18 protein-coding genes are annotated in these 17,907 nt (G+C 74.5%); 5 read left to right on the forward strand and 13 right to left on the reverse strand.

Annotated features, from left to right (window positions below; genetic code table 11):
- Window positions 1–517: 517 nt before the first annotated feature.
- The 3 genes from ACIRBX_RS18425 to ACIRBX_RS18435 form a co-directional block, all read right to left on the reverse strand.
- Window positions 518–1,873 carry an MFS transporter gene (locus tag ACIRBX_RS18425; protein WP_402298421.1) on the reverse strand — a complete coding sequence of 452 codons (1,356 nt, stop codon included), beginning with the start codon at window positions 1,871–1,873 and terminating at the stop codon, window positions 518–520.
- A 41-nt stretch (window positions 1,874–1,914) separates the two neighbouring features.
- Window positions 1,915–3,036, reverse strand: a complete 1,122-nt coding sequence (locus tag ACIRBX_RS18430; protein WP_402297889.1) for a PLP-dependent cysteine synthase family protein — start codon at window positions 3,034–3,036, stop codon at window positions 1,915–1,917.
- A 96-nt stretch (window positions 3,037–3,132) separates the two neighbouring features.
- Window positions 3,133–3,519 (reverse strand): hypothetical protein, encoded by a 387-nt coding sequence (locus ACIRBX_RS18435; RefSeq protein ID WP_402297890.1) that lies wholly within the window; start codon window positions 3,517–3,519, stop codon window positions 3,133–3,135.
- Between the two features lie 203 nt (window positions 3,520–3,722).
- On the opposite strand from ACIRBX_RS18435, the gene ACIRBX_RS18440 reads away from it, so the two are divergent.
- Window positions 3,723–4,523 (forward strand): Tat pathway signal sequence domain protein, encoded by an 801-nt coding sequence (locus ACIRBX_RS18440; RefSeq protein WP_402297892.1) that lies wholly within the window; start codon window positions 3,723–3,725, stop codon window positions 4,521–4,523.
- On the opposite strand, the gene ACIRBX_RS18445 is transcribed toward ACIRBX_RS18440, so the two are convergent.
- The gene (locus tag ACIRBX_RS18445) at window positions 4,513–5,448 is read right to left on the reverse strand and encodes a 1-phosphofructokinase family hexose kinase (RefSeq protein WP_402297893.1); all 936 of its coding nucleotides are present in this window, start codon (window positions 5,446–5,448) and stop codon (window positions 4,513–4,515) included. The genes ACIRBX_RS18440 and ACIRBX_RS18445 overlap by 11 nt on opposite strands.
- Before the next feature lie 175 nt (window positions 5,449–5,623).
- On the opposite strand from ACIRBX_RS18445, the gene ACIRBX_RS18450 reads away from it, so the two are divergent.
- The gene (locus tag ACIRBX_RS18450) at window positions 5,624–5,800 is read left to right on the forward strand and encodes a hypothetical protein (RefSeq protein WP_402297895.1); all 177 of its coding nucleotides are present in this window, start codon (window positions 5,624–5,626) and stop codon (window positions 5,798–5,800) included.
- Window positions 5,801–5,826: 26 nt separating this feature from the next.
- Here ACIRBX_RS18450 and ACIRBX_RS18455 read toward each other — a convergent pair whose 3' ends face one another.
- The 9 genes from ACIRBX_RS18455 to ACIRBX_RS18495 form a co-directional block, all read right to left on the reverse strand.
- Window positions 5,827–6,105, reverse strand: coding sequence for a mycoredoxin (locus ACIRBX_RS18455; RefSeq protein WP_402297897.1), 279 nt, complete (start codon window positions 6,103–6,105; stop codon window positions 5,827–5,829).
- Window positions 6,106–6,130: 25 nt separating this feature from the next.
- Window positions 6,131–7,204 (reverse strand): glycerate kinase, encoded by a 1,074-nt coding sequence (locus ACIRBX_RS18460; RefSeq protein ID WP_402297899.1) that lies wholly within the window; start codon window positions 7,202–7,204, stop codon window positions 6,131–6,133.
- A complete protein-coding gene (locus tag ACIRBX_RS18465) occupies window positions 7,201–8,031 on the reverse strand; it encodes a sugar phosphate isomerase/epimerase family protein (protein WP_402297900.1) in 831 nt (276 codons plus the stop codon). Before ACIRBX_RS18465 ends, ACIRBX_RS18460 begins: the two co-directional genes overlap by 4 nt.
- Window positions 8,028–9,164 (reverse strand): dihydrodipicolinate synthase family protein, encoded by a 1,137-nt coding sequence (locus tag ACIRBX_RS18470; protein WP_402297902.1) that lies wholly within the window; start codon window positions 9,162–9,164, stop codon window positions 8,028–8,030. Before ACIRBX_RS18470 ends, ACIRBX_RS18465 begins: the two co-directional genes overlap by 4 nt.
- Window positions 9,161–10,312, reverse strand: coding sequence for a Gfo/Idh/MocA family protein (locus ACIRBX_RS18475; protein ID WP_402297904.1), 1,152 nt, complete (start codon window positions 10,310–10,312; stop codon window positions 9,161–9,163). Before ACIRBX_RS18475 ends, ACIRBX_RS18470 begins: the two co-directional genes overlap by 4 nt.
- Window positions 10,313–10,435: 123 nt before the next feature.
- Window positions 10,436–11,416: a hydroxyacid dehydrogenase gene (locus ACIRBX_RS18480; protein WP_402298422.1), complete on the reverse strand. Its 981-nt coding sequence runs from the start codon at window positions 11,414–11,416 to the stop codon at window positions 10,436–10,438.
- 89 nt (window positions 11,417–11,505) lie between these two features.
- Window positions 11,506–12,414 carry a carbohydrate ABC transporter permease gene (locus ACIRBX_RS18485; RefSeq protein WP_402297906.1) on the reverse strand — a complete coding sequence of 303 codons (909 nt, stop codon included), beginning with the start codon at window positions 12,412–12,414 and terminating at the stop codon, window positions 11,506–11,508.
- Window positions 12,411–13,331 carry a carbohydrate ABC transporter permease gene (locus ACIRBX_RS18490; RefSeq protein WP_402297907.1) on the reverse strand — a complete coding sequence of 307 codons (921 nt, stop codon included), beginning with the start codon at window positions 13,329–13,331 and terminating at the stop codon, window positions 12,411–12,413. The genes ACIRBX_RS18485 and ACIRBX_RS18490 overlap by 4 nt, the downstream gene beginning before the upstream one ends.
- The gene (locus tag ACIRBX_RS18495) at window positions 13,328–14,671 is read right to left on the reverse strand and encodes an ABC transporter substrate-binding protein (protein WP_402297909.1); all 1,344 of its coding nucleotides are present in this window, start codon (window positions 14,669–14,671) and stop codon (window positions 13,328–13,330) included. Before ACIRBX_RS18495 ends, ACIRBX_RS18490 begins: the two co-directional genes overlap by 4 nt.
- A gap of 236 nt (window positions 14,672–14,907) precedes the next feature.
- Here ACIRBX_RS18495 and ACIRBX_RS18500 point away from each other — a divergent pair, with 236 nt between their 5' ends.
- The 3 genes from ACIRBX_RS18500 to ACIRBX_RS18510 are packed head-to-tail and all read left to right on the forward strand — an operon-like array spanning window position 14,908 to window position 17,879.
- A complete protein-coding gene (locus ACIRBX_RS18500) occupies window positions 14,908–16,830 on the forward strand; it encodes a DUF2264 domain-containing protein (protein ID WP_402297911.1) in 1,923 nt (640 codons plus the stop codon).
- A complete protein-coding gene (locus ACIRBX_RS18505; protein WP_402297913.1) occupies window positions 16,827–17,585 on the forward strand; it encodes a sugar phosphate isomerase/epimerase family protein in 759 nt (252 codons plus the stop codon). Before ACIRBX_RS18500 ends, ACIRBX_RS18505 begins: the two co-directional genes overlap by 4 nt.
- Window positions 17,586–17,645: 60 nt before the next feature.
- On the forward strand, window positions 17,646–17,879 hold the full coding sequence (locus ACIRBX_RS18510; RefSeq protein WP_402297914.1) for a hypothetical protein: 234 nt from the start codon (window positions 17,646–17,648) through the stop codon (window positions 17,877–17,879).
- Window positions 17,880–17,907: the final 28 nt, after the last annotated feature.

Consider the following 17,907-nt stretch of genomic DNA (forward strand, 5'->3'; position numbering starts at 1 on the left):
TCGGCTCGGGCCGCCCCGTTCTGACGCTGTCCCGGCCCGCCCCGCGCCGGCCCGGCCGGGCCCGACGAAGGCAGGAGGGTGGGAATGCCGGAGGGCTGGGGGGCGGACGAGGCCGGCGCACCCGTCCGGGCCGCAGCGGACAACCGCTGTCCCAGCGCTGACCCGGCATCAACCTCGGACTCAGCCCACCGGAGCCTCGCCACAGGCGAGATCCAGGGACCGAGACAAGCCGGCCAGTGCACCGTCCGGGCCACAGCGGGTATCCGCCGAACCGCCACTGACCCGGCATCAACCCACCGAAGCCTCGGACCGACGGAGTTCCGGGAGCGGGGCGAGCCGGCCAGCGCACCCGTCCGGGCCACAGCGGGCGCCCACTGGCCCAGCGCTGACCCGGCATCAACCTCGGACTCAGCCCACCGGAGCCTCGCCACAGGCAAGATCCAGGGACCGAGACAAGCCGGCCAGCGCACCCGTCCGAGCCACAGCGGGCATCCGCCGAACCGCCACTGACCCGGCATCAACCCACCGGGGCCCCCGACCGACGGGGTTCCGGGGCCGGAGCGAGCCGACCCGTGCGGTGGAGGGCGGTCAGCCCGAGGGCGGCGGTGAGACCGAGGGCGGTCAGGCCGAGCCAGGTGGCGGCGGGGGCCCGGCCCAGGGCGGCGCCGACCAGCAGGTTGCCGAGGGTGACGCCCACTCCGCAGACGGTGTTGTAGAGCCCGTAGTGGGTGGCGACCCGGCGGCCCCGGGCCAGCGTCACGATGGTGTCCATCTCGAAGGGGTGGGCCAGCATGGTGCCCAGCGTGAGCAAGGCGGCCGCCAACAGCGGTGGCACGAGGGCCGGCACCGGCGAGACCGGGCCGTGGTCCGGTGGAGCGAGGACGGCGGCTGCGGCCAGTGGCAGGTAGGCCGAGGCCATCACCAGCAGACCCACCGTCAGGGACCGCCCGGGCGGCCAGTGTCGGCGGCACCACGCGGTGAGCCGGGTCTGACCGAGCACGGTGGCCAGCCCGGAGATCACGAACAGCGCCGCCACCGCCGGGGCGGCGGTCTCGCCGCCGGTCCGCCGAACCTCCAGCGGCAGCGCCAGGTAGACCTGGAAGGAGAGCACGTACGAGCCGGTCATCGCGACGGCGAACAGCAGGAACCGCCGGTCGCCCGGCAGCCGGCGCCGCCTCCCCGACACCGGCCCGCCCCCACACCCGTCCACTCCGTCCACGCCGTCCGCTCCGGCTGCTCGGACCGCTCCGGCCGGACCGGTCAGGCCGTTCGGCCCGTCGGCTCCGCAGGCGCCGGCTGGCCCGCAGGCGCCAGCCGGCCCGCAGGCTCCTTCGGGCCTGTCGGCCCCGTCCGCGCGGCGGTGCGGCAGGCTGCGCAGTTGGACCGCGCCGAGCACCGCGAAGACCCCCGCCGCCGTCAGGCAGGTGAGCCGGAAGTCCAGCCGGGTGAGGGCGAGTCCGACCAGCGGGCCGAGCAGGATGCCTGCCTGGTAGAAGACGTTGAACAGGGCGAACGCCTCGATCCGCCGCTCCCCCGCGTCCACCGCCAGGTACGCCCGGACCGCCGGGTTGAAGAGCGCACCGGCCAGCCCGGTGGCCGCCGAGGCGGCGAGCAGCGCGGGGACGGACTCGACCAGGCCGAGCACCGCGAAGCCGACGGTGCGCAGCGCCAGGCCGGCCACGATCAGCGGCTTGTAGCCGAACCGGTCGGCCAGCGCGCCGCCGGCCAGGAACATGCCCTGCTGGCTGAGGTTGCGCACGCCGAGCACCAGGCCGACCGTCCAGCCGGCCAGGCCGAGGGTGCCGGACAGGTGCTGGGCCAGGTAGGGCATCAGCATGTAGAAGCCGAGGTTGATGGTGAACTGGTTGACCATCAGCAGCCGCACGCTCCGCTCGAACGAGCGGTAGCCGCCGCTCACCGGGCCGTGCCCAGCGGGTCGGTGACGGTGCGGCAGCGGGTCCAGCGGGTGACTTCGCGCTCGGCCGGGTCGGCGATCTCGTCGGGGTGCTCCGCCGTCTCGCCGGCCAGCAGGCCGTGCGGGCGGCAGTAGTCGTCGTGGTAGACGGTGGAGAGGTAGCGGTGCGGGCCGTCGGGGAAGATCGCGGCGATCCGGGTGCCGGGCGGCTCCGTCCGGGCCGCCCAGGCGGCGACCAGGGCGACCGCGCCGACGCTCCAGCCGCCGGAGGCGTACGCCGAGCGGGCCAGCGCCCGGCAGGCCCGGACGGCCTCGGGCGCGGCCACCCAGTGCACCTCGGCGAACTGCTCGTAGGCGACGTTGCGCGGGTGGATCGAGCTGCCCAGGCCGCGCATCAGCCGGGTGCGGGCGGGCTGGCCGAAGATGGTGGAGCCGGTGGTGTCCACCCCGATCACCCGCAGCTCGGGGCAGTACTCGCGCAGCACCCGGCTCACCCCGGCGGAGTGGCCTCCGGTGCCGACGCTGGCCACCAGCACGTCCACCCGGCCGAGTTGGGCGATCAGCTCCTCGGCCAGCGGTTCGTAGGCGGCCACGTTGTCGGGGTTGGCGTACTGGTCCGGGCACCAGGCGGTGGGGTCGGCGGCGAGCAGCTCGGCCACCCGCAGCCGGCGGGCCTCCTGCCAGCCGCCGGTGGGGTGCGGCTCGGCGACCAGGTCGACGGTGGTGCCCTGGGCGGTGAGCAGCCGGTGCACGTCGGGCTCCAGGCCCGGGTCGGTGACCACGGTGACGGGGTGGCCGTGGATCTGCCCGGCCAGTGCCAGGCCGAGGCCGAGGGTGCCGCTGGTGGACTCCACGATCCTGGCGCCGGGCCGGAGTTCGCCGCGTTCGCGGGCCCGCGCCACCATGTGGAGCGCGGGGCGGTCCTTGATGCCGCCGGGGTTGAAGCCCTCCAGCTTGGCCCAGAAGCCCCGGTCGGTGCCGGTGAACGGCTCGCCGATCCAGACCACCGGCGTCCGGCCGACGGCGGCGGCGAGCGAGCGGCCGGTGCCGCCGCCGCTCGCGGTCGGCCCGGGACGGGTGAGGGTGGCGGGGGTCAGCACCGCCGTGTCGAGGTGACGCACGGTCTCTGCTTCCTGTCGGTGTCCTGCGGACGGATGGTCTGACGGCGGGCACGCCCGCGCACCCCACCGGTCGGTGGGGGCGGGCGTGGGGTTCCGTCAGGTCCGCTGGACGCAGAGCCGGTTGAGCAGGGTGCGGCCGTGTCCCGGCCGGGCGGGGCCGCCCCCGGCGGTCGCCGGGCCCGGGGCTCCGGCCACCGTCGGGCGGACGGTGGCCAGCAGGACCAGGACCGGGAGCAGCGGGGCGAGGTCGGCCAGCCACGGGGCGGACTCCTCCGCGCAGTGGTCCGCGACCGGCGCGGCCGGTGCCGGTGCCGGGGCCGGGCCGTCCGGGCAGCTGTCCGGCGCCCCCGCCTCGAAGACCGTCAACACCCCTGCGGGCGCGGCCAGATGGGTGTGCGCGGTGGAGCCGGCCGCCGAGCAGGTCAGCGCGGCCAGCACCACGGCGACCAGCGCCAGCAGCGCTCGGTACGGGGATGCACGCACAGGGTGACCATAACCCGGCGGATCGCGCCGCAGTCAACCGACACCGACCCAACCGGCATGACCAGTACGTACGTTCGGCCAGGTCGGGCACCGGTGCGACCGGCCCGGCCGACACTCCGAAGACCGTCAGGAACCTTTACTGTCCATTGTCAAAGCGGCAGGATGGCACACCACACCGTCCCGCCCTGACCCGACCGCAGGAGTTGGCACCGATGCGTCCCCGCATGCTCAGCACCGCCCTGACCGCCCTCGTCCTGACCCTCCCCGCCCTGGCCGTCCCCGCGAACTCCGCCGGAGCAGCGCCGGCTTGGACACTGCGCTGGTCCCCCGACCCGACCCGGCAGGGGCCGGACGACGCCTTCGAGACGGTCGAGGACGACCGCGCCGGATCGCACCCGAAGGGCGGGCCGCACATCAAGGTGGCCGGCGACGCCTACCGCTTCGACATGCACAAGGTGGACCGCGACTCCTACAGCGACCGCCAGCGCCACGAGGTGACCGGCAACCGCACCTCCCCTTCGGACTTCCTGGAGTGGAAGCTCGGCCAGACCTGGCGGGTGACGTACTCGATGTACATCCCCAAGTCGCTGATGGCGACCACCACCTTCACCCACGTCATGCAGACCAAGCAGCCGGGCAACGGCACCTCCCCGATCACCGTCACCTCGCTGCGCCGGGTGGACGGCAAGCAGACCATCGAGCACAAGGTGTTCGACGGCAACGTGCTGGTCGGCCGGACCGACCTCGAACCGCTCCAGGACAAGTGGATCGACGTCGAGTACGAGATCAAGATCGGCGACGGCAAGAACGGTTCGGTCCGCTGGGCGCTCAAGAGCGGCGGCAAGACCGTGATCGACGCCACCAAGAACGGCGTGGACACCTTCCTGGCCGACCGGGTCCGGCCGAAGTGGGGGATCTACCGCTCGGTCGAGGACACCTCCGGCTCGCTGCGCGACACCTACCTGCTGCTCAAGAACCTGAAGGCCTACCAGCTCAAGAGCTGACCGTCCGCACCGGCAGCGGCTCGACCCGCACCCGGTCGAGCCACCGCCGGTAGGCCGCCCCGTCGAACTCGCCGGCCCGGGGCGCCAGGACGGTCGCCGCCGACAGCGCCACCGCGCGGCGCAGCCGGTCCGGCCAGGGCTCGTCCCGGACCAGGCCGAGGGTGAGCGCGGCCACCGCCGCGTCACCCGCGCCGGTCGGATTGCCGGGCACCGGCTCCGGCGGGGTGGCCAGCCAGCCGCCCCGCTCCGTCACCACCAGCAGGCCGTCCGGGCCCAGCGAGGCGGCCACCGCCTCGGCTCCGGCCGCCAGCAGCACCCGCGCGCCGGCCACCGGGTCGTCGATGCCGGCCACCGCCGCCAGCTCCTTGCGGTTCGGCTTCACCAGGGCCGGACGGGCCGTCAGACCGGCGGCCAGGGCCGGGCCGTCCGCGTCGAGCACCGCCGGCACCCCGCCGGCGCGGGCCAGCTCGACCAGCTCCCGGTACGCGTCCACCGGCAGCCCGCGGGGCAGGCTGCCCGAGAGCACCACCGCCCCCGCCCCGGCCAGCAGCCCGGCGAACCGCGACCGGAACGCCCGCCACTCCTGCTCCGTCACCACCGGCCCCGGCTCCAGGTACATGGTGGCGTCGCCGTCCTCCTGCTCCACCACAGCGATGGTCCGGCGGCTCTCCCCGCCCACCGCCACCAGTTCGTCCCGCAGCCCGGCCCGCCCCAGCTCCTGACGGATCGCCAGCCCGGTGGCACCGCCGGCCAGGCCGGTGACCGCCACCTCGGCCCCGAGCGCCCGCAGCACCCGGGCCACGTTCACGCCCTTGCCGCCCGCCTGCTCGGCCACCTCCGGCACCCGGTTGCTCCCGAACCGGGCCACCCGGGGGAGGTGGTAGGTGACGTCGAGGGCGGCATTGAGGGTGACGGTCAGGATCACGGCGCACTCCATTGCTCGTTAGTGCTTGCTTTATAGCTGCTACGAGCACTTTCAATCAATGCTGCGGGCCCCACCAGGAGATTGAGTACCGGTACTCAAGCCACCGACCCACCCGGACGCCGAGACTTGGGCACAGCCGAGCAGCAGACCGGACCACGCACAGGGAGGACCACCGGTGAACCAGACCCCGGGCAAGTGGCGCACCACCGCGGCAGGGCACCAGACCCCCGTCCGCTTCCAGTCGACCGGCCACGCCCTGGCCGAACTCGTCTGCCTGGTCGCCTCCTTGACCTTCCTGGCGCTGCCGCCCCTGCTCCTCCTGGTCACCGCCAGCCTCTTCCCCTCCCCCTGACCCCCGGGGCCGCTGGGAGCGGACGGTCAGGCCCGCCTGCGCAGGTGCGGGGCGTAGGTGTCGACGGCGGCGAGGAGGGCCTTGCGGGAGGGATTGACCAGGGGGTGACCGGCGACCGAGACGGTGGGGACGGTCTCGTTGCCGTCGGCGACGGAGCGGACGTAGGCGGCGGCCTCCGGGTCCTTCCAGATGTTGACGGTGGTGTACTCGAGGTCGGTGAACCGGAGTTGGGCCATCAGCTTCATGCAGTAGGTGCACATCGGCCGCCAGTAAACGACCACCCCGCTGTCCTGGGCCTCGGTCATGGCTGCTCCCTCGTCGTCCCGGGACCTACCCGCCGGACGGGGTCGGCTCACCGGCCGCCAGCTTCGCACCCGCCCGCTCCAGCCAGTGCAGCGGGTCGGCCAGGGCCGCCCGGGCCGAGCCGGCCAGGGCGGTGAGGGTGAGGACGGGCCGGTCGGAGGCACCGGCCACCACGGCGGTGCGGGTGCCGGCGGCCCGGTGCAGCACCTCTCCGACGGCCTTGCCCTGGTGCGAGGTCGCGTCGTAGCGGCCCTCACCGGTGATCACCAGATCGGCGTCGGCGACGGCCCGGGAGAGGCCGAGCAGGTCGGCGACGGCCGCGGCCCCCGGGGTGATGGTGGCGGACCAGGCGGCGTGCAGGCCGTACGCGGTGCCGCCGGCCGCGCCCGCGCCGGGGTGGGTGGGGTCGCCGCCGAGCAGGGCGGCCAGCCGGGCCAGGCCGTGGTCGAGGAGTGCGATGTCGGCGGAGGTGGCACCCTTCTGCGGGCCATAGACGGCGGCGGCACCGCGTGGGCCGAGCAGCGGGTTGGTGACGTCGGTGAGCAGCCGGACCCCACCGGGCGGGGGTCGCCGCAGGGTGCTGCGGTCGACGGCCGCGAGGGAGGCCAGTGGACCGCCGCCGTCCGGCAGTTGACGGCCGCCGGAGTCGTACAGACGCAGGCCGAGGGCGGCCAGCAGCCCGGCGCCGCCGTCGGTGGAGGCGGAGCCGCCGAGGCCGAGCAGCACGCGGGTGGCGCCGTGGTCGAGCGCGGCGGCGACGGTCTGGCCGGTGCCCCGGGTGGTGGCGGTGAGCGGCGCGGGGGCGGACATCAGCGGGAGGCCGCCTGCGGTGGCGAGTTCGACCACGGCGGTGCCGTCCGGGAGGAGGGCGAAGAGGCCGGTGACCGGCCGCCCGTCGGGGCCGGTGCAGCCCGGCACCCGGTGGACGGACGCGGTGCCACCCGCGACGGCGGCGAGGGTGCCCTCGCCGCCGTCGGCCATCGGGAGCAGCACCAGGTGGTCACCGGGCCGGACGGAGCGCCAGCCCGCCGCCAGTGCGGTGGCCGCCTCGGCGGCGGTGGCGGTCCCCTTGAAGGAGTCCGGCGCGATGACCACCTTCACGGGCGCGGCCCGGTGACGTGGGCCCGGTGACGCTCGATCAGGGTCCGGACGGTCTCGGCCCCGGGGGTGTCCCAGACCTGCTGGTTGAAGATCTCCACCTCCACCCAGCCGGTGTACCCGGCGGCCGTCACCATCGCGTCCAGCGCCCGGAAGTCGATGCAGCCGTCGCCGACGTGGCCCCGGCCGAGCAGGGCGTCGGCGGGCAGCGGCAGGGTCCAGTCGCAGAGCTGGTAGGCGGCGATGCGCTCCCCGGCCCGGGCGATCTGCCCCGCCAGCTGCGGGTCCCACCAGACGTGGTAGCTGTCCACGACCACCCCGACCTGGGCGGCCGGGAAGGGCTCGGCCAGGTCGAGCGCCTGCCCGAGGGTGGAGACCACGGCACGGTCCGCACAGAACATCGGGTGCAGCGGCTCGATGGCCAGCCGCACGCCGAAGTCGCCCGCGTGCGGCGCGAGTTCGGCCAGCAGGTCGGCGACGGCGGCCCGGGCGCCGGGCAGGTCCCGGGAGCCGTCGGGGAGGCCGCCCACCACCAGCACCAGGGTGTCGGTGCCGAGTTCGGCCGCCTCCTCGACGGCCTGGAGGTTGTCGGCCAGCGCGGCGCGGCGGCCCTCGGGGGTGGCGGCGGTCAGGAAGCCGCCCCGGCAGAGCGAGCTGACGGCGAGTCCGGCGTCCCGGCAGAGCTTGGCGGAGCGGGCCAGGCCGGTCTCGGCGACCTTGTCGCGCCAGAGGCCGATGGCCGGGAGGCCGGCCTCGGCGCAGCCCCGGACGGCCTCGGGCAGGGTCCAGCCCTTGGTGGTGATCTGGTTGAGCGAGAGCCCGCGCGTCACAGGGACACCGCCAGGTACTCCCGCATGCGCCGGGCGGCCAGCTCGGGATCGGGCAGCACCCCTGCCCGGTCGGCGAGTTGGAAGAGCCGGATCAGGTGCGGGACGGACCGCCCGCCCTGCGCGCCCGCGACCATGGTGAAGTGCGACTGGTGCCCGGCCAGCCAGGCCAGGAAGACGATGCCGGTCTTGTAGTGGAAGGTCGGCGCGGCGAACAGGTGCCGGGCCAGCGGCAGGGTCGGGGCGAACAGCTCCTCGTACCGGTCCCGGTCCCCCGCGTCCAGGGCCCGCAGGGCCGCGGCGGCCACGGCGGCGATCGGGTCGAAGACGCCCAACAGCGCGTCGCTGTACCCGAGTCCGTCGCCGAGGATCAGCTCCGGGTAGTGGAAGTCGTCCCCGGTGTAGAGCCTGACCTGCTCCGGCAGGGCCCGGCGCAGGGCGATCTCCCGGTCGGCGTCCAGCAGCGAGACCTTGATGCCGTCGATCCGGTCGGCGTGCTCCTCGATCAGCGCCAGCACCGTGGCGGTGGCGGCGTCCAGGTCGGTGGAGCCCCAGTACCCGGCCAGCGCCGGGTCGAACATCTCGCCCAGCCAGTGCAGGATCACCGGGCGGCCGGCCTGCCCGATCAGCGAGCCGTAGACGTCGAGGTAGTCCTCCGGCCCGCGCGCCACGGCGGCCAGCGCCCGGCTGGCCATCAGGATCGGCTGCGCGCCCGCCTCCTCGACGACCCCGAGCTGCTCGGCGTACGCGGCCCGGACCTCGTCCAGCGAGGCGGGCGCGGTCAGTTGGTCGGTGCCGACCCCGCAGGCCAGCCGGCCCCCGACCGCCCGCGCCTCCGCACCCGAGCGGCGGATCAGCTCGGCGGTGGCGGCCCAGTCGAGGCCCATCCCGCGCTGTGCGGTGTCCATCGCGTCGGCCACGCCGAGGCCCAGCGACCAGAGGTGGCGGCGGAAGGCGAGGGTGCTCTCCCAGTCCACCGCGGCCGGGGCGCCGGGTGCGTTCCCCCCGAGCGGGTCGGCGACGACGTGGGCGGCGGCGAAGACGGTGCGGCTCGCCGGGGCGGGCCCGGCCGGGAGGAGGAGGGGCTCGCGCAGGGTGTGGCGGCCGAGGCCCGGGAGGTCGAGGGAGAGGGTCACAGCGACAGCTCCGGGACGTCGAGGCGGCGGCCCTCGCGGGCGGACCGCAGCCCGAGCTCGGCGAGTTGGACGCCCTTGGCGCCCTCCAGCAGGTCCCAGTGGTAGTCCGAGCCGGTCACCACGTGGCGCAGGAACAGCTCCCACTGGATCTTGAAGCCGTTGTCGAACTCCTCGTTGTCCGGCACCTGCTGCCACTGCGCGCGGAACGACTCGGTGGCCGGCAGGTCCGGGTTCCAGACCGGCTTGGGGGTCGAAGCCCGGTGCTGGATACGGCAGTTGCGCAGCCCGGCGACGGCGCTGCCCTCGGTGCCGTCGATCTGGAACTCGACCAGCTCGTCCCGGTCCACCCGTACCGCCCAGGAGGAGTTGATCTGCGCGGTGATCCCGCCCGCCAGCTCGAAGACGCCGTACGCCGCGTCGTCGGCGGTGGCCCGGTAGGCCCGGCCCTGCTCGTCGACCCGCTCCGGGATGTGGGTGGCGGTGTGCGCGTACACCGAGCGGACCGGGGCGACGATGTTGTCCAGCACGTACCGCCAGTGCGGGAACATGTCCAGGATCATCCCGCCGCCGTCCTCGGCCCGGTAGTTCCAGGACGGGCGCTGGGCGCTCTGCCAGTCGCCCTCGAAGACCCAGTAGCCGAACTCGCCGCGCACCGAGAGGATCCGGCCGAAGAAGCCGCCGTCCACCAGGCGGGCCAGCTTGCGCAGGCCGGGGAGGAAGAGCTTGTCCTGCACGGCACCGTTGCACACCCCGGCGGCCGTCGCGAGCCGGGCCAACTCCAGTGCCGCGTCCAGGGATTCGGCGGTCGGCTTCTCGGTGTAGACGTGCTTGCCGGCCGCGATGGCGGCCCGCAGGGCGGGCTCCCGGGCCGGGGTGACCTGGGCGTCGAAGTAGATCTCGGCCAGCGGGTGGGCCAGCGCCTCGTCCAGCGAGGTGGTCCAGTGGGTGAGGCCGTGCCGGTCGGCCAGCTCCTTGAGCTTGAGCTCGCTGCGGCCGACCAGGATCGGCTCCGGCCAGAGCACGTCGCCGCCGTCCAGCGGGAGGCCGCCCTGCTCGCGGATGGCGAGGATCGAGCGGACCAGGTGCTGGCGGTAGCCCATCCGGCCGGTGACACCGTTCATCACGATGCCGATCACCCTGCGGGGCATGGGAGTTCTCCTAGCGAAGGGGGGGAGTTCGGGGAAGCGGCCGACCGGAGGCGGACGGCGGCGGGCGGCGGCACGCGGCGGGCCTCGGGCAGGCGGCCGGCAGTGCGCCACGGGCGGGTGGCGTCAGGCGCTGCGCGCGATGTCCTGCGGCAGCACCGGGTGGGCGAACGGCAGTCCGGCGGCGTAGCGGGCCAGTTCGTCGGCCGCGGCGGCGGCCATCCGGTGCAGCTCGCCACCGAGCGAGCCGGCCACGTGCGGGGTGAGCAGCACGTTCGGCAGGTCGTAGAGCGGGGAGTCGGCGGGCAGCACCTCGGGCACGGTGACGTCCAGCACCGCACTCAGCCGGCCGGCGACCAGCTCGGCGGTCAGCGCGTCCTGGTCGAGCAGCGAGCCGCGCGAGGTGTTGACCAGGGTGGCGCCGTCCGGCATCAGGGCGAGGCGGCGGGCGTCGATCAGGTGGTGGGTGGCGGGCAGCTCGGGGGCGTGCACCGTCACCACGTCCGAGGCGGCGCAGAGCTCGTCCAACTCGACTGCCCTGGCCCCGAGTTCGCGGGCCTCCTCGGCACTCACCCACGGGTCGTGGAGCAGCAGCTCCAGGTCGTACGGGCGGAGCAGCTCCAGCACCCGGCGCCCGATCCGGGAGGCACCGACCACGCCGACGGTGCGGCGGTAGTTGCCGGTGGCGGCGTAGGCTGCCTGCCAGTCGTGGCGGTCGCGCCGGTCGCGGTAGTCGGCGGCGAGCCGGAGCAGCTGCTTGTTGGCCAGCAGCACGGCGGCGACGGTGTACTCGGCCACCGGCAGCGCGTTGGCCCAAGCGGCCGAGGTGACCGTCAGGCCGCGCTCCCAGCAGGCGTCGGTGACGTGGTGCTTGACCGAACCGGCCGCGTGGATCACCGCGCGCAGCCGGGGTGCGGCGGCCAGCACCGTCTCGTCCAGCGGGGGGCAGCCCCAGCTGCTGACGATCACCTCGGCCTCGGCCAGGGCGGCCCGGGCGGCCGGGGTGGTGAAGTCGTCCACCACCAACGACGGGTCGAGGTCGGCGAGTTCGGCGATCCGGGCCAGGGTGGCCGGGTCGATCAGCCGCTCGGCGAGGCCGCGCTCCATGGCGAGCAGGGCGCGCGGCCGGCGCTGCCGGGGCGGGGCCGGTGGGGCCAGGGGGGCGGAGTCGGTCACGAAGGTCTCCTGGTAGAGGGTCACTTGACGCTCCCTGCGGTCAGTCCGGCCTTCCAGTGGCGCTGGAGGACCACGAAGGCGATCACCAGCGGGAGCACGGCGAGCAGCGAGCCGGTGACCACCAGCGGGTAGTACTCGGGGAAGGCGCGGGTCTGCGCGTTCCAGCTGTACAGGCCGAGGCTGACCGGGAAGAGCCGGCTGTCGGAGAGCATCACCAGCGGGAGGAAGAAGTTGTTCCAGATCGCGGTGAACTGGAACAGGAACACCGTCACGAAGCCGGGCATCACCATCTTCAGGCCGATCGACCAGAAGGTGCGCAGCTCCCCGGCGCCGTCCATCCGGGCGGCCTCCAGCACCTCGCCGGGCACGTAGCCGGCCACGAACACCCGGGCCAGGTAGACCCCGAAGGGGTTGACCAGGGAGGGGATGAAGACCGACCAGAAGGTGTTCACCACCCCGAGTTCGGAGGCGAGCAGGTACATCGGCAGGGCGAGCGCGGTGGTGGGCACCAGCACGCCGAGCAGCACCAGGCCGAACAGCTTCTCCTTGCCGGGGAAGTCGAAGACCTGGAAGGCGTAGCCGGCCGCGACGCAGACCAGGGCGCAGAGCAGCGCCCCGATCCCGGCGTAGAGCAGGGAGTTGAGGTACCAGCGGAAGTAGATGCCGTCGCCGGTGGTGGCCAGCGCCTGGAGGTTGGCCCCCAGGTGCCAGGTGTCGGCGGTGAGGGCCCGGCCGCCGATCAGGTCGCCGGTGTCCTTGGCGGCGGCGGTGAGCAGCCAGCCGAGCGGGAGCAGGGTGTAGGCGGTGGCCAGCAGCAGGGCGCCGTTGACGGCGGTCTTCGACAGCGACCAGGGGCGGCGCGGGCGCCCGGCGGTACGGGTGGCGGCCGGGGCGGCCTTCGGCGGGGCGGGGGTCAGGGTGGTGCTCATCCGGTGGTCACTTCCTTGCGGCCCCGGCCGAAGCGGGTGACCAGGAAGGAGAGGGCGGCGGCGGTCAGGGCCAGCAGCACCGAGGCGGCGGCGGCCAGTCCGTAGTCGCCCTTCTCGAAGGCGGCGGTGTAGGCGTACATGTTCGGCGTCCAGGTGGAGCTGACGCCGGGTGAGACGCCGTGCAGGATCACCGGTTCGGTGAACAGCTGGAGCGAGCCGATCACGGTGAACAGGCCGACCATGGTGATCGAGGCCCGGATCAGCGGGATCTTGACGCTCAGTGCGGTGCGCAGCGGCCCGGCGCCGTCCACCACGGCGGCCTCCAGCACCTCGCGCGGGATGGCCTGGAGCGCGGCGTAGAAGATCACCATGTTGTAGCCGGTCCACTCCCAGAGCGCGATGTTCACCACGGCGGGGAGCGGGTGGCCGAGCAGGTCGGGCCGGGTGCCGAGCCCTTCCAGGGCCTCGATCACCGGGCTGATGCCGGGGGTGTAGAGGTACATCCAGATCAGCGCGGCGATGATGCCGGGGACCGCGTGCGGCAGGAACAGCGCCAGTTGGAAGAACCGGCGGGCCCGGGCCAGCGCGGAGTCCAGCAGCAGGGCCAGGCCGAGCGCCAGGCCGGTCATCAGCGGGATGTAGAGCAGGCAGTACTGGGCCGTCGTCAGGAAGCCCTCGCGGAACGCCTGGTCGCCCAGCGCCCGGGTGTAGTTGCCGATCCCGGTGAAGACCGTCTCCGCACCGCCGAAGCCGAGGCCGGAGCTGCGCTCGCTGTGCAGGCTGAGCCAGAGCGCGTAGCCGATCGGGACCAGGGTGCAGGCGGCGAAGAGCAGCAGGAACGGGGCCAGCAGGGTGGCGATCGCCCCGTTCCTGCCCTTCCGCCGCACGCCGGAGGAACGGGTGGCGGAGCTGGTCACTCGGCGACCTTGAGGCCGCGGTTCTTCAGCTCGGCGACGGTGGCCTTCTGGGCGGTGTCGACCGCCTGGCCGAGGGTGGTGCCGCCGGTGAGCTTGCCGAAGGAGTCCTTCAGCGAGGTGTTGGTGGTGCCCATCGCCGGGCCCCAGCTCCAGTTCGGCTTGATGGACTTGGCGGCGTCCTGGTAGATCGCGTAGATGTCCTGGCCGCCGTAGAAGCCGGTGTCGAAGGCGGCCTTGGCGACCGGCACCAGCTCGGGCGCGGCCGGGTAGGCGGAGGAGGTGCCGGAGGCGATCCGGGCCTTGATGCCCTCGGGGGTGGTGGTGGCCCAGGTGGCGAACTCGACGGCGGCCTTGGCCTTCTTGCTGTCCTTGGAGACGGCGAAGGTGGTGCCGCCGAGCATGCCGCTGGCGGGGCTGCCGTCCCAGGTCGGGATCGGGGCCACGGCCCACTTGCCGCTGCCGTCGGGCACCGAGGACTTCAGCACGCCGCCGCCCCAGGAGGCGCCGAGGTAGCCGGCCGTCTCGCCCTTCTGCAGCGAGGCGGTCCACTGCTGGCTGAAGGACGGCATCGAGCGCACCAGGTCCTCGCCGATCATCCCCTGCCAGTAGTCGGCGACCTTGGCGGTCTGCGGGGACGTCAGGGCGACCTGCCAGGAGTCGCCCTTGGTGCCGAACCAGCTCGCCCCCGCCTGCCAGGCCAGCGCCTCGAAGGTGCTCGGGTCGTCGGGGAAGAAGGTGGCGATCCGGGTGTTCGGGTCGGCCTGCTTGAGCTTCTGGGCGGCGGTGCGGAACTCGTCCCAGGTGGCGGGCGGGGCGGTGATGCCGGCCTTGTCGAAGAGGTCCTTGCGGTAGTAGAAGGACTGCGGCGCGGCGTCCAGCGGCAGCGCCCAGTTCTTGCCGCCGAGGGTGGTCAGCTCGACGGCCTGCGGCAGGTACTTGGCCTTGAGGTCGGCGGTGACCAGCTTGGAGATGTCCTGCACGGCGCCCTGGCTGACGAAGTCGGGGAGCTGCGGGTACTCGACGTTGAAGACGTCCGGGGCGTTGCCCGCCTTCACCGCATTGGCGATCTTGGCATAGCCGCCGGCGTTCCCGGACGGGATCTCCTCGAAGGTGATCTGGACGTTCGGGTGCGAGGCGTTGAAGGCGGCCACCACGTCCTTGGTGCCCTTGGCCCAGCCCCAGAAGGTCAGCGAGACCGGCTTCCCGTCGGCGGCCTGCTCCCCCGGTGCCGCCGCAGTGGTGCCGGAGCCGCCGCTGCCGCAGGCGGTGATCAGGGTGAGCGAGAGGGCGCAGGCGCCGAGCAGGAGGGCTCTGCGGGGGCGGGTGGGGGAAGTGGGCATGGCTCGGCTCCTGGCAGTGAGGGGGGATTGCACCGCTTTGACGCCGGATCACCGCTCTTACGACGATCTGACGAGGTGTGACGCCATCTTGGGCCGCCCTCCGATCGGAGTCAAGGGATCTGGATCGAATGATCTGATCTGATCCGCTGATCGATCATTCGATCGCCGGACCTTGACGGGTGATCAGCCGGCTCCTAGATTCGGCCGGGTAGCCCCGGACGTGAGGACCCCCCGCCATGCCCACCCCCGCGCTCCCCTTCCCACTCCCCTTCCCGCTGCCCGCCGAGGACCGCGCCCTCAGCCCGCACACCGGCTGGACCAGGGCGCACTGGGAGGCCGCCGCCGACGGCCTGCTCGCCGCCGTCCGCCCGTACGCCTCCCCCGGCCAGGCCCGGATCGACCTGCCCGGCCCGCGCCCGAGCTGGTCCGGCCCCGCCTCGGACGGCCTGGAGGGCTACGCCCGCACCTTCCTGCTCGCCGCCTTCCGAACCGCCGGCGCCCGGGGCGCCGACCCGGCCGGGCTGCTGGAGCGCTACGCCGCCGGACTGGCCGCCGGCACCGACCCGGCCTCCGGGGAGGGCTGGCCGGAGATCACCGACCGGGGCCAGCCGATGGTGGAGGCCGCCTCGATCGCCCTGGCCCTGCGGCTGACCCGCCGCTGGCTCTGGGAGCGGCTGGACCAGCCCGTCCGCCTGCGCGCCGCCCGCTGGCTGGCCGCCGCCCTGCACCGCGAGCCGGTGGACAACAACTGGCACCTCTTCCCGCTCACCGTGGCCGGCTTCCTGGCCGAGCTCGCCACCACCGACCCCGGCCTGCCGGAGGCCGCGGGCGCCGACCCGGCCACCTGCGCGGCGGCCGTCGCCCGGGGCCTGGCCAAGCTGGACGGCTGGTACCTCGGCGAAGGCTGGTACACCGACGGCCGCCCACGCGCCGTCGACCACTACAACGGCTGGGCCCTGCACCTCTACCCGGTGCTGCACGCCCACCTGTCCGGCGACGCCGCCCTGCTGGCCCGCTACGGCCCGCGCCTGGCCCAGCACCTGGACGGCTACGCCCGCACCTTCGGCGGCGACGGCGCCCCGCTGCACCAGGGCCGCTCGCTGATCTACCGTCACGCCGCAGCCGCCCCGCTCTGGCTCGGCGCGCTCACCGGCCACACCCCGCTCGACCCGGGCACCACCCGCCGGCTGGCCTCCGGCGCCCTGCGGCACTTCCTCGACCGCGGCGCCGTCGACGCCGAGGGCCTGCTCCCGCTCGGCTGGTACGGCGCGCACCCGCCGATGGTGCAGCACTACTCCGGCCCGGCCTCGCCCTACTGGTCGAGCAAGGGCTTCCTCGGCCTGCTGCTCCCCGCCGACCACCCCGTCTGGACCGCCACCGAGCAGCCCGCCCCGGCCGAACGCGCCGACGCGGTGGTCCCGTTGGCCGCCCCCGGGTGGCTGGTGCAGTCCACCGCCGCCGACGGCCTGGTCCGGGTGCACAACCACGGCAGCGACGACCAGCCCGCCACCGGCGAGCCGCTGCCCGACGACCCGCTGTACGCCCGCTGCGCCCACTCCACCGCCACCGGGCCGTCCTTCACCCCCGAACTGCCGGACAACCACTTCGCGCTGACCCTGGACGGCACCCCCACCGCGCGCGGCCGGATCACCCCGCTGGGCACCGGCCCCGGCTGGGCCGCCTCCGTCTCCACCCCGGCCGAGGGCCTGCGGATCACCTCGCTCACCCTGGCCCACGGCCCCGACGAGGTCCGGGCCCACCTGGTCGGCGGCGCCACCCCCGGCACCCCCGCCCGGCAGACCGGCTGGGCGGTCACCACCCCTGACCTGCACTCCGTGCTCCACCCGGTGCACGGCTACGCCGCGCTGACGCACCACCACCTCCCCGGGGGCACCGCGTACGGCCCGGCGGCCACCCTGCCGGTGCTGGACGGCACGGTCACCGACGGCCTGTTCGTCTGCACGGCCCGGCTCGGCGCCGCCGCCGATGGCCCGCCGCCCTCGGTCACCGTCACCGGGTACGCGCTGCACGTGCGGTGGCCCGACGGGACCTCCCACCGGGCCGAGCTGGGCGACGGCGCGGTGGCCGTGACAGCGCCCTCGGGGGCCGTGGGAGCGGCAGGCACGGCGTCGGTCCCGGGGGCGGTGGGTCAGCCGTGAAGTGGGCCTTCTCCACCCTCGGCCTGCCCGGCCTCCCGCTGCCCTCGGTGCTCCGGCTGGCCGGCGAGCACGGCTGGGACGGCGTCGAGCTGCGCTGCGCCCCCGGCGAACCGGTCCACCTCGGTCTGGGAGCAGCCGAACGCGCCGCCCTGGCACGGCAGTTCGGCTCGGCCGGGGTGCTCCCGCTGGCGGTCTGCTCCTACGTCGGCATCGCCGCACCGGGCGAGGACGGCCCGGTGCTCACCGAGCTCACCGAGCACCTGCGGCTGGCCACCGACCTGGGTGCCCCGTACGTCCGGGTCTTCCCGCGCGGCGAGGACGCCACCGCCGTCCGCCGCCTGCGCGCCGTCGCCCCGGTGGCCGGTGCACTCGGCGTCCGCGTGCTGGTCGAGACCCACGACACCCACCGCTCCGCCCGCGCCGTGGCCCGGCTCGCCGCCGCCGTGGACTCCCCCGCCGTCGGCGGACTCTGGGACCTGCTGCACACCCACCTGGCCGGCGAGACGCCCGCCGAGTCCCTGGCCGCCCTGGCTCCCTGGCTCGGCTACACCCAGGTCAAGGACGTCGCCTCCACCGAGGACCTCACCCCGGTCCCGCTCGGCAGCGGCATCCTCCCGATCGCCGCCTGCCTGAGCGGGCTCGGCCCGGACGCCTGGGTCTCCTGGGAGTACGAGGCGCCCTGGCACCCCGCCGCCGCCCCCTTCGCCCCGCTGCTCGCCCGCCCCCGCCCCGGGCCCGACGGGCCGTCGCGCTGACCCCGCGTCACTCCGCCGAGTACTTCCCGCACCCGCTCCGATCTGCGATGATCCCCTCCAGTGCACCAACCACCCGGGGTGGAGAACATGATCGGTCTGCTGCTCGTCGGCCTGCTCGCCTTCGTCGCCTTCGGCTGCGTCTGCATCCTCTGGGCCGACCGGGGCGGTCCGCGCTGGACCCACGGGGTGGTCACCGCGATGCGGGTGCTGGCCGCCACCGCCAAGGTCTTCGGGGACTCCACCCGTGGCCGCCGTCGCTCCGACCCGCCGTACGTCGGCGGCGACGGCTCCTGACCTGACCCTGGCTCGGACGGCTCAGACT

The sequence above is a fragment of the Kitasatospora sp. NPDC096147 genome, from assembly GCF_044763225.1.
Lineage (GTDB): Bacteria > Actinomycetota > Actinomycetes > Streptomycetales > Streptomycetaceae > Kitasatospora.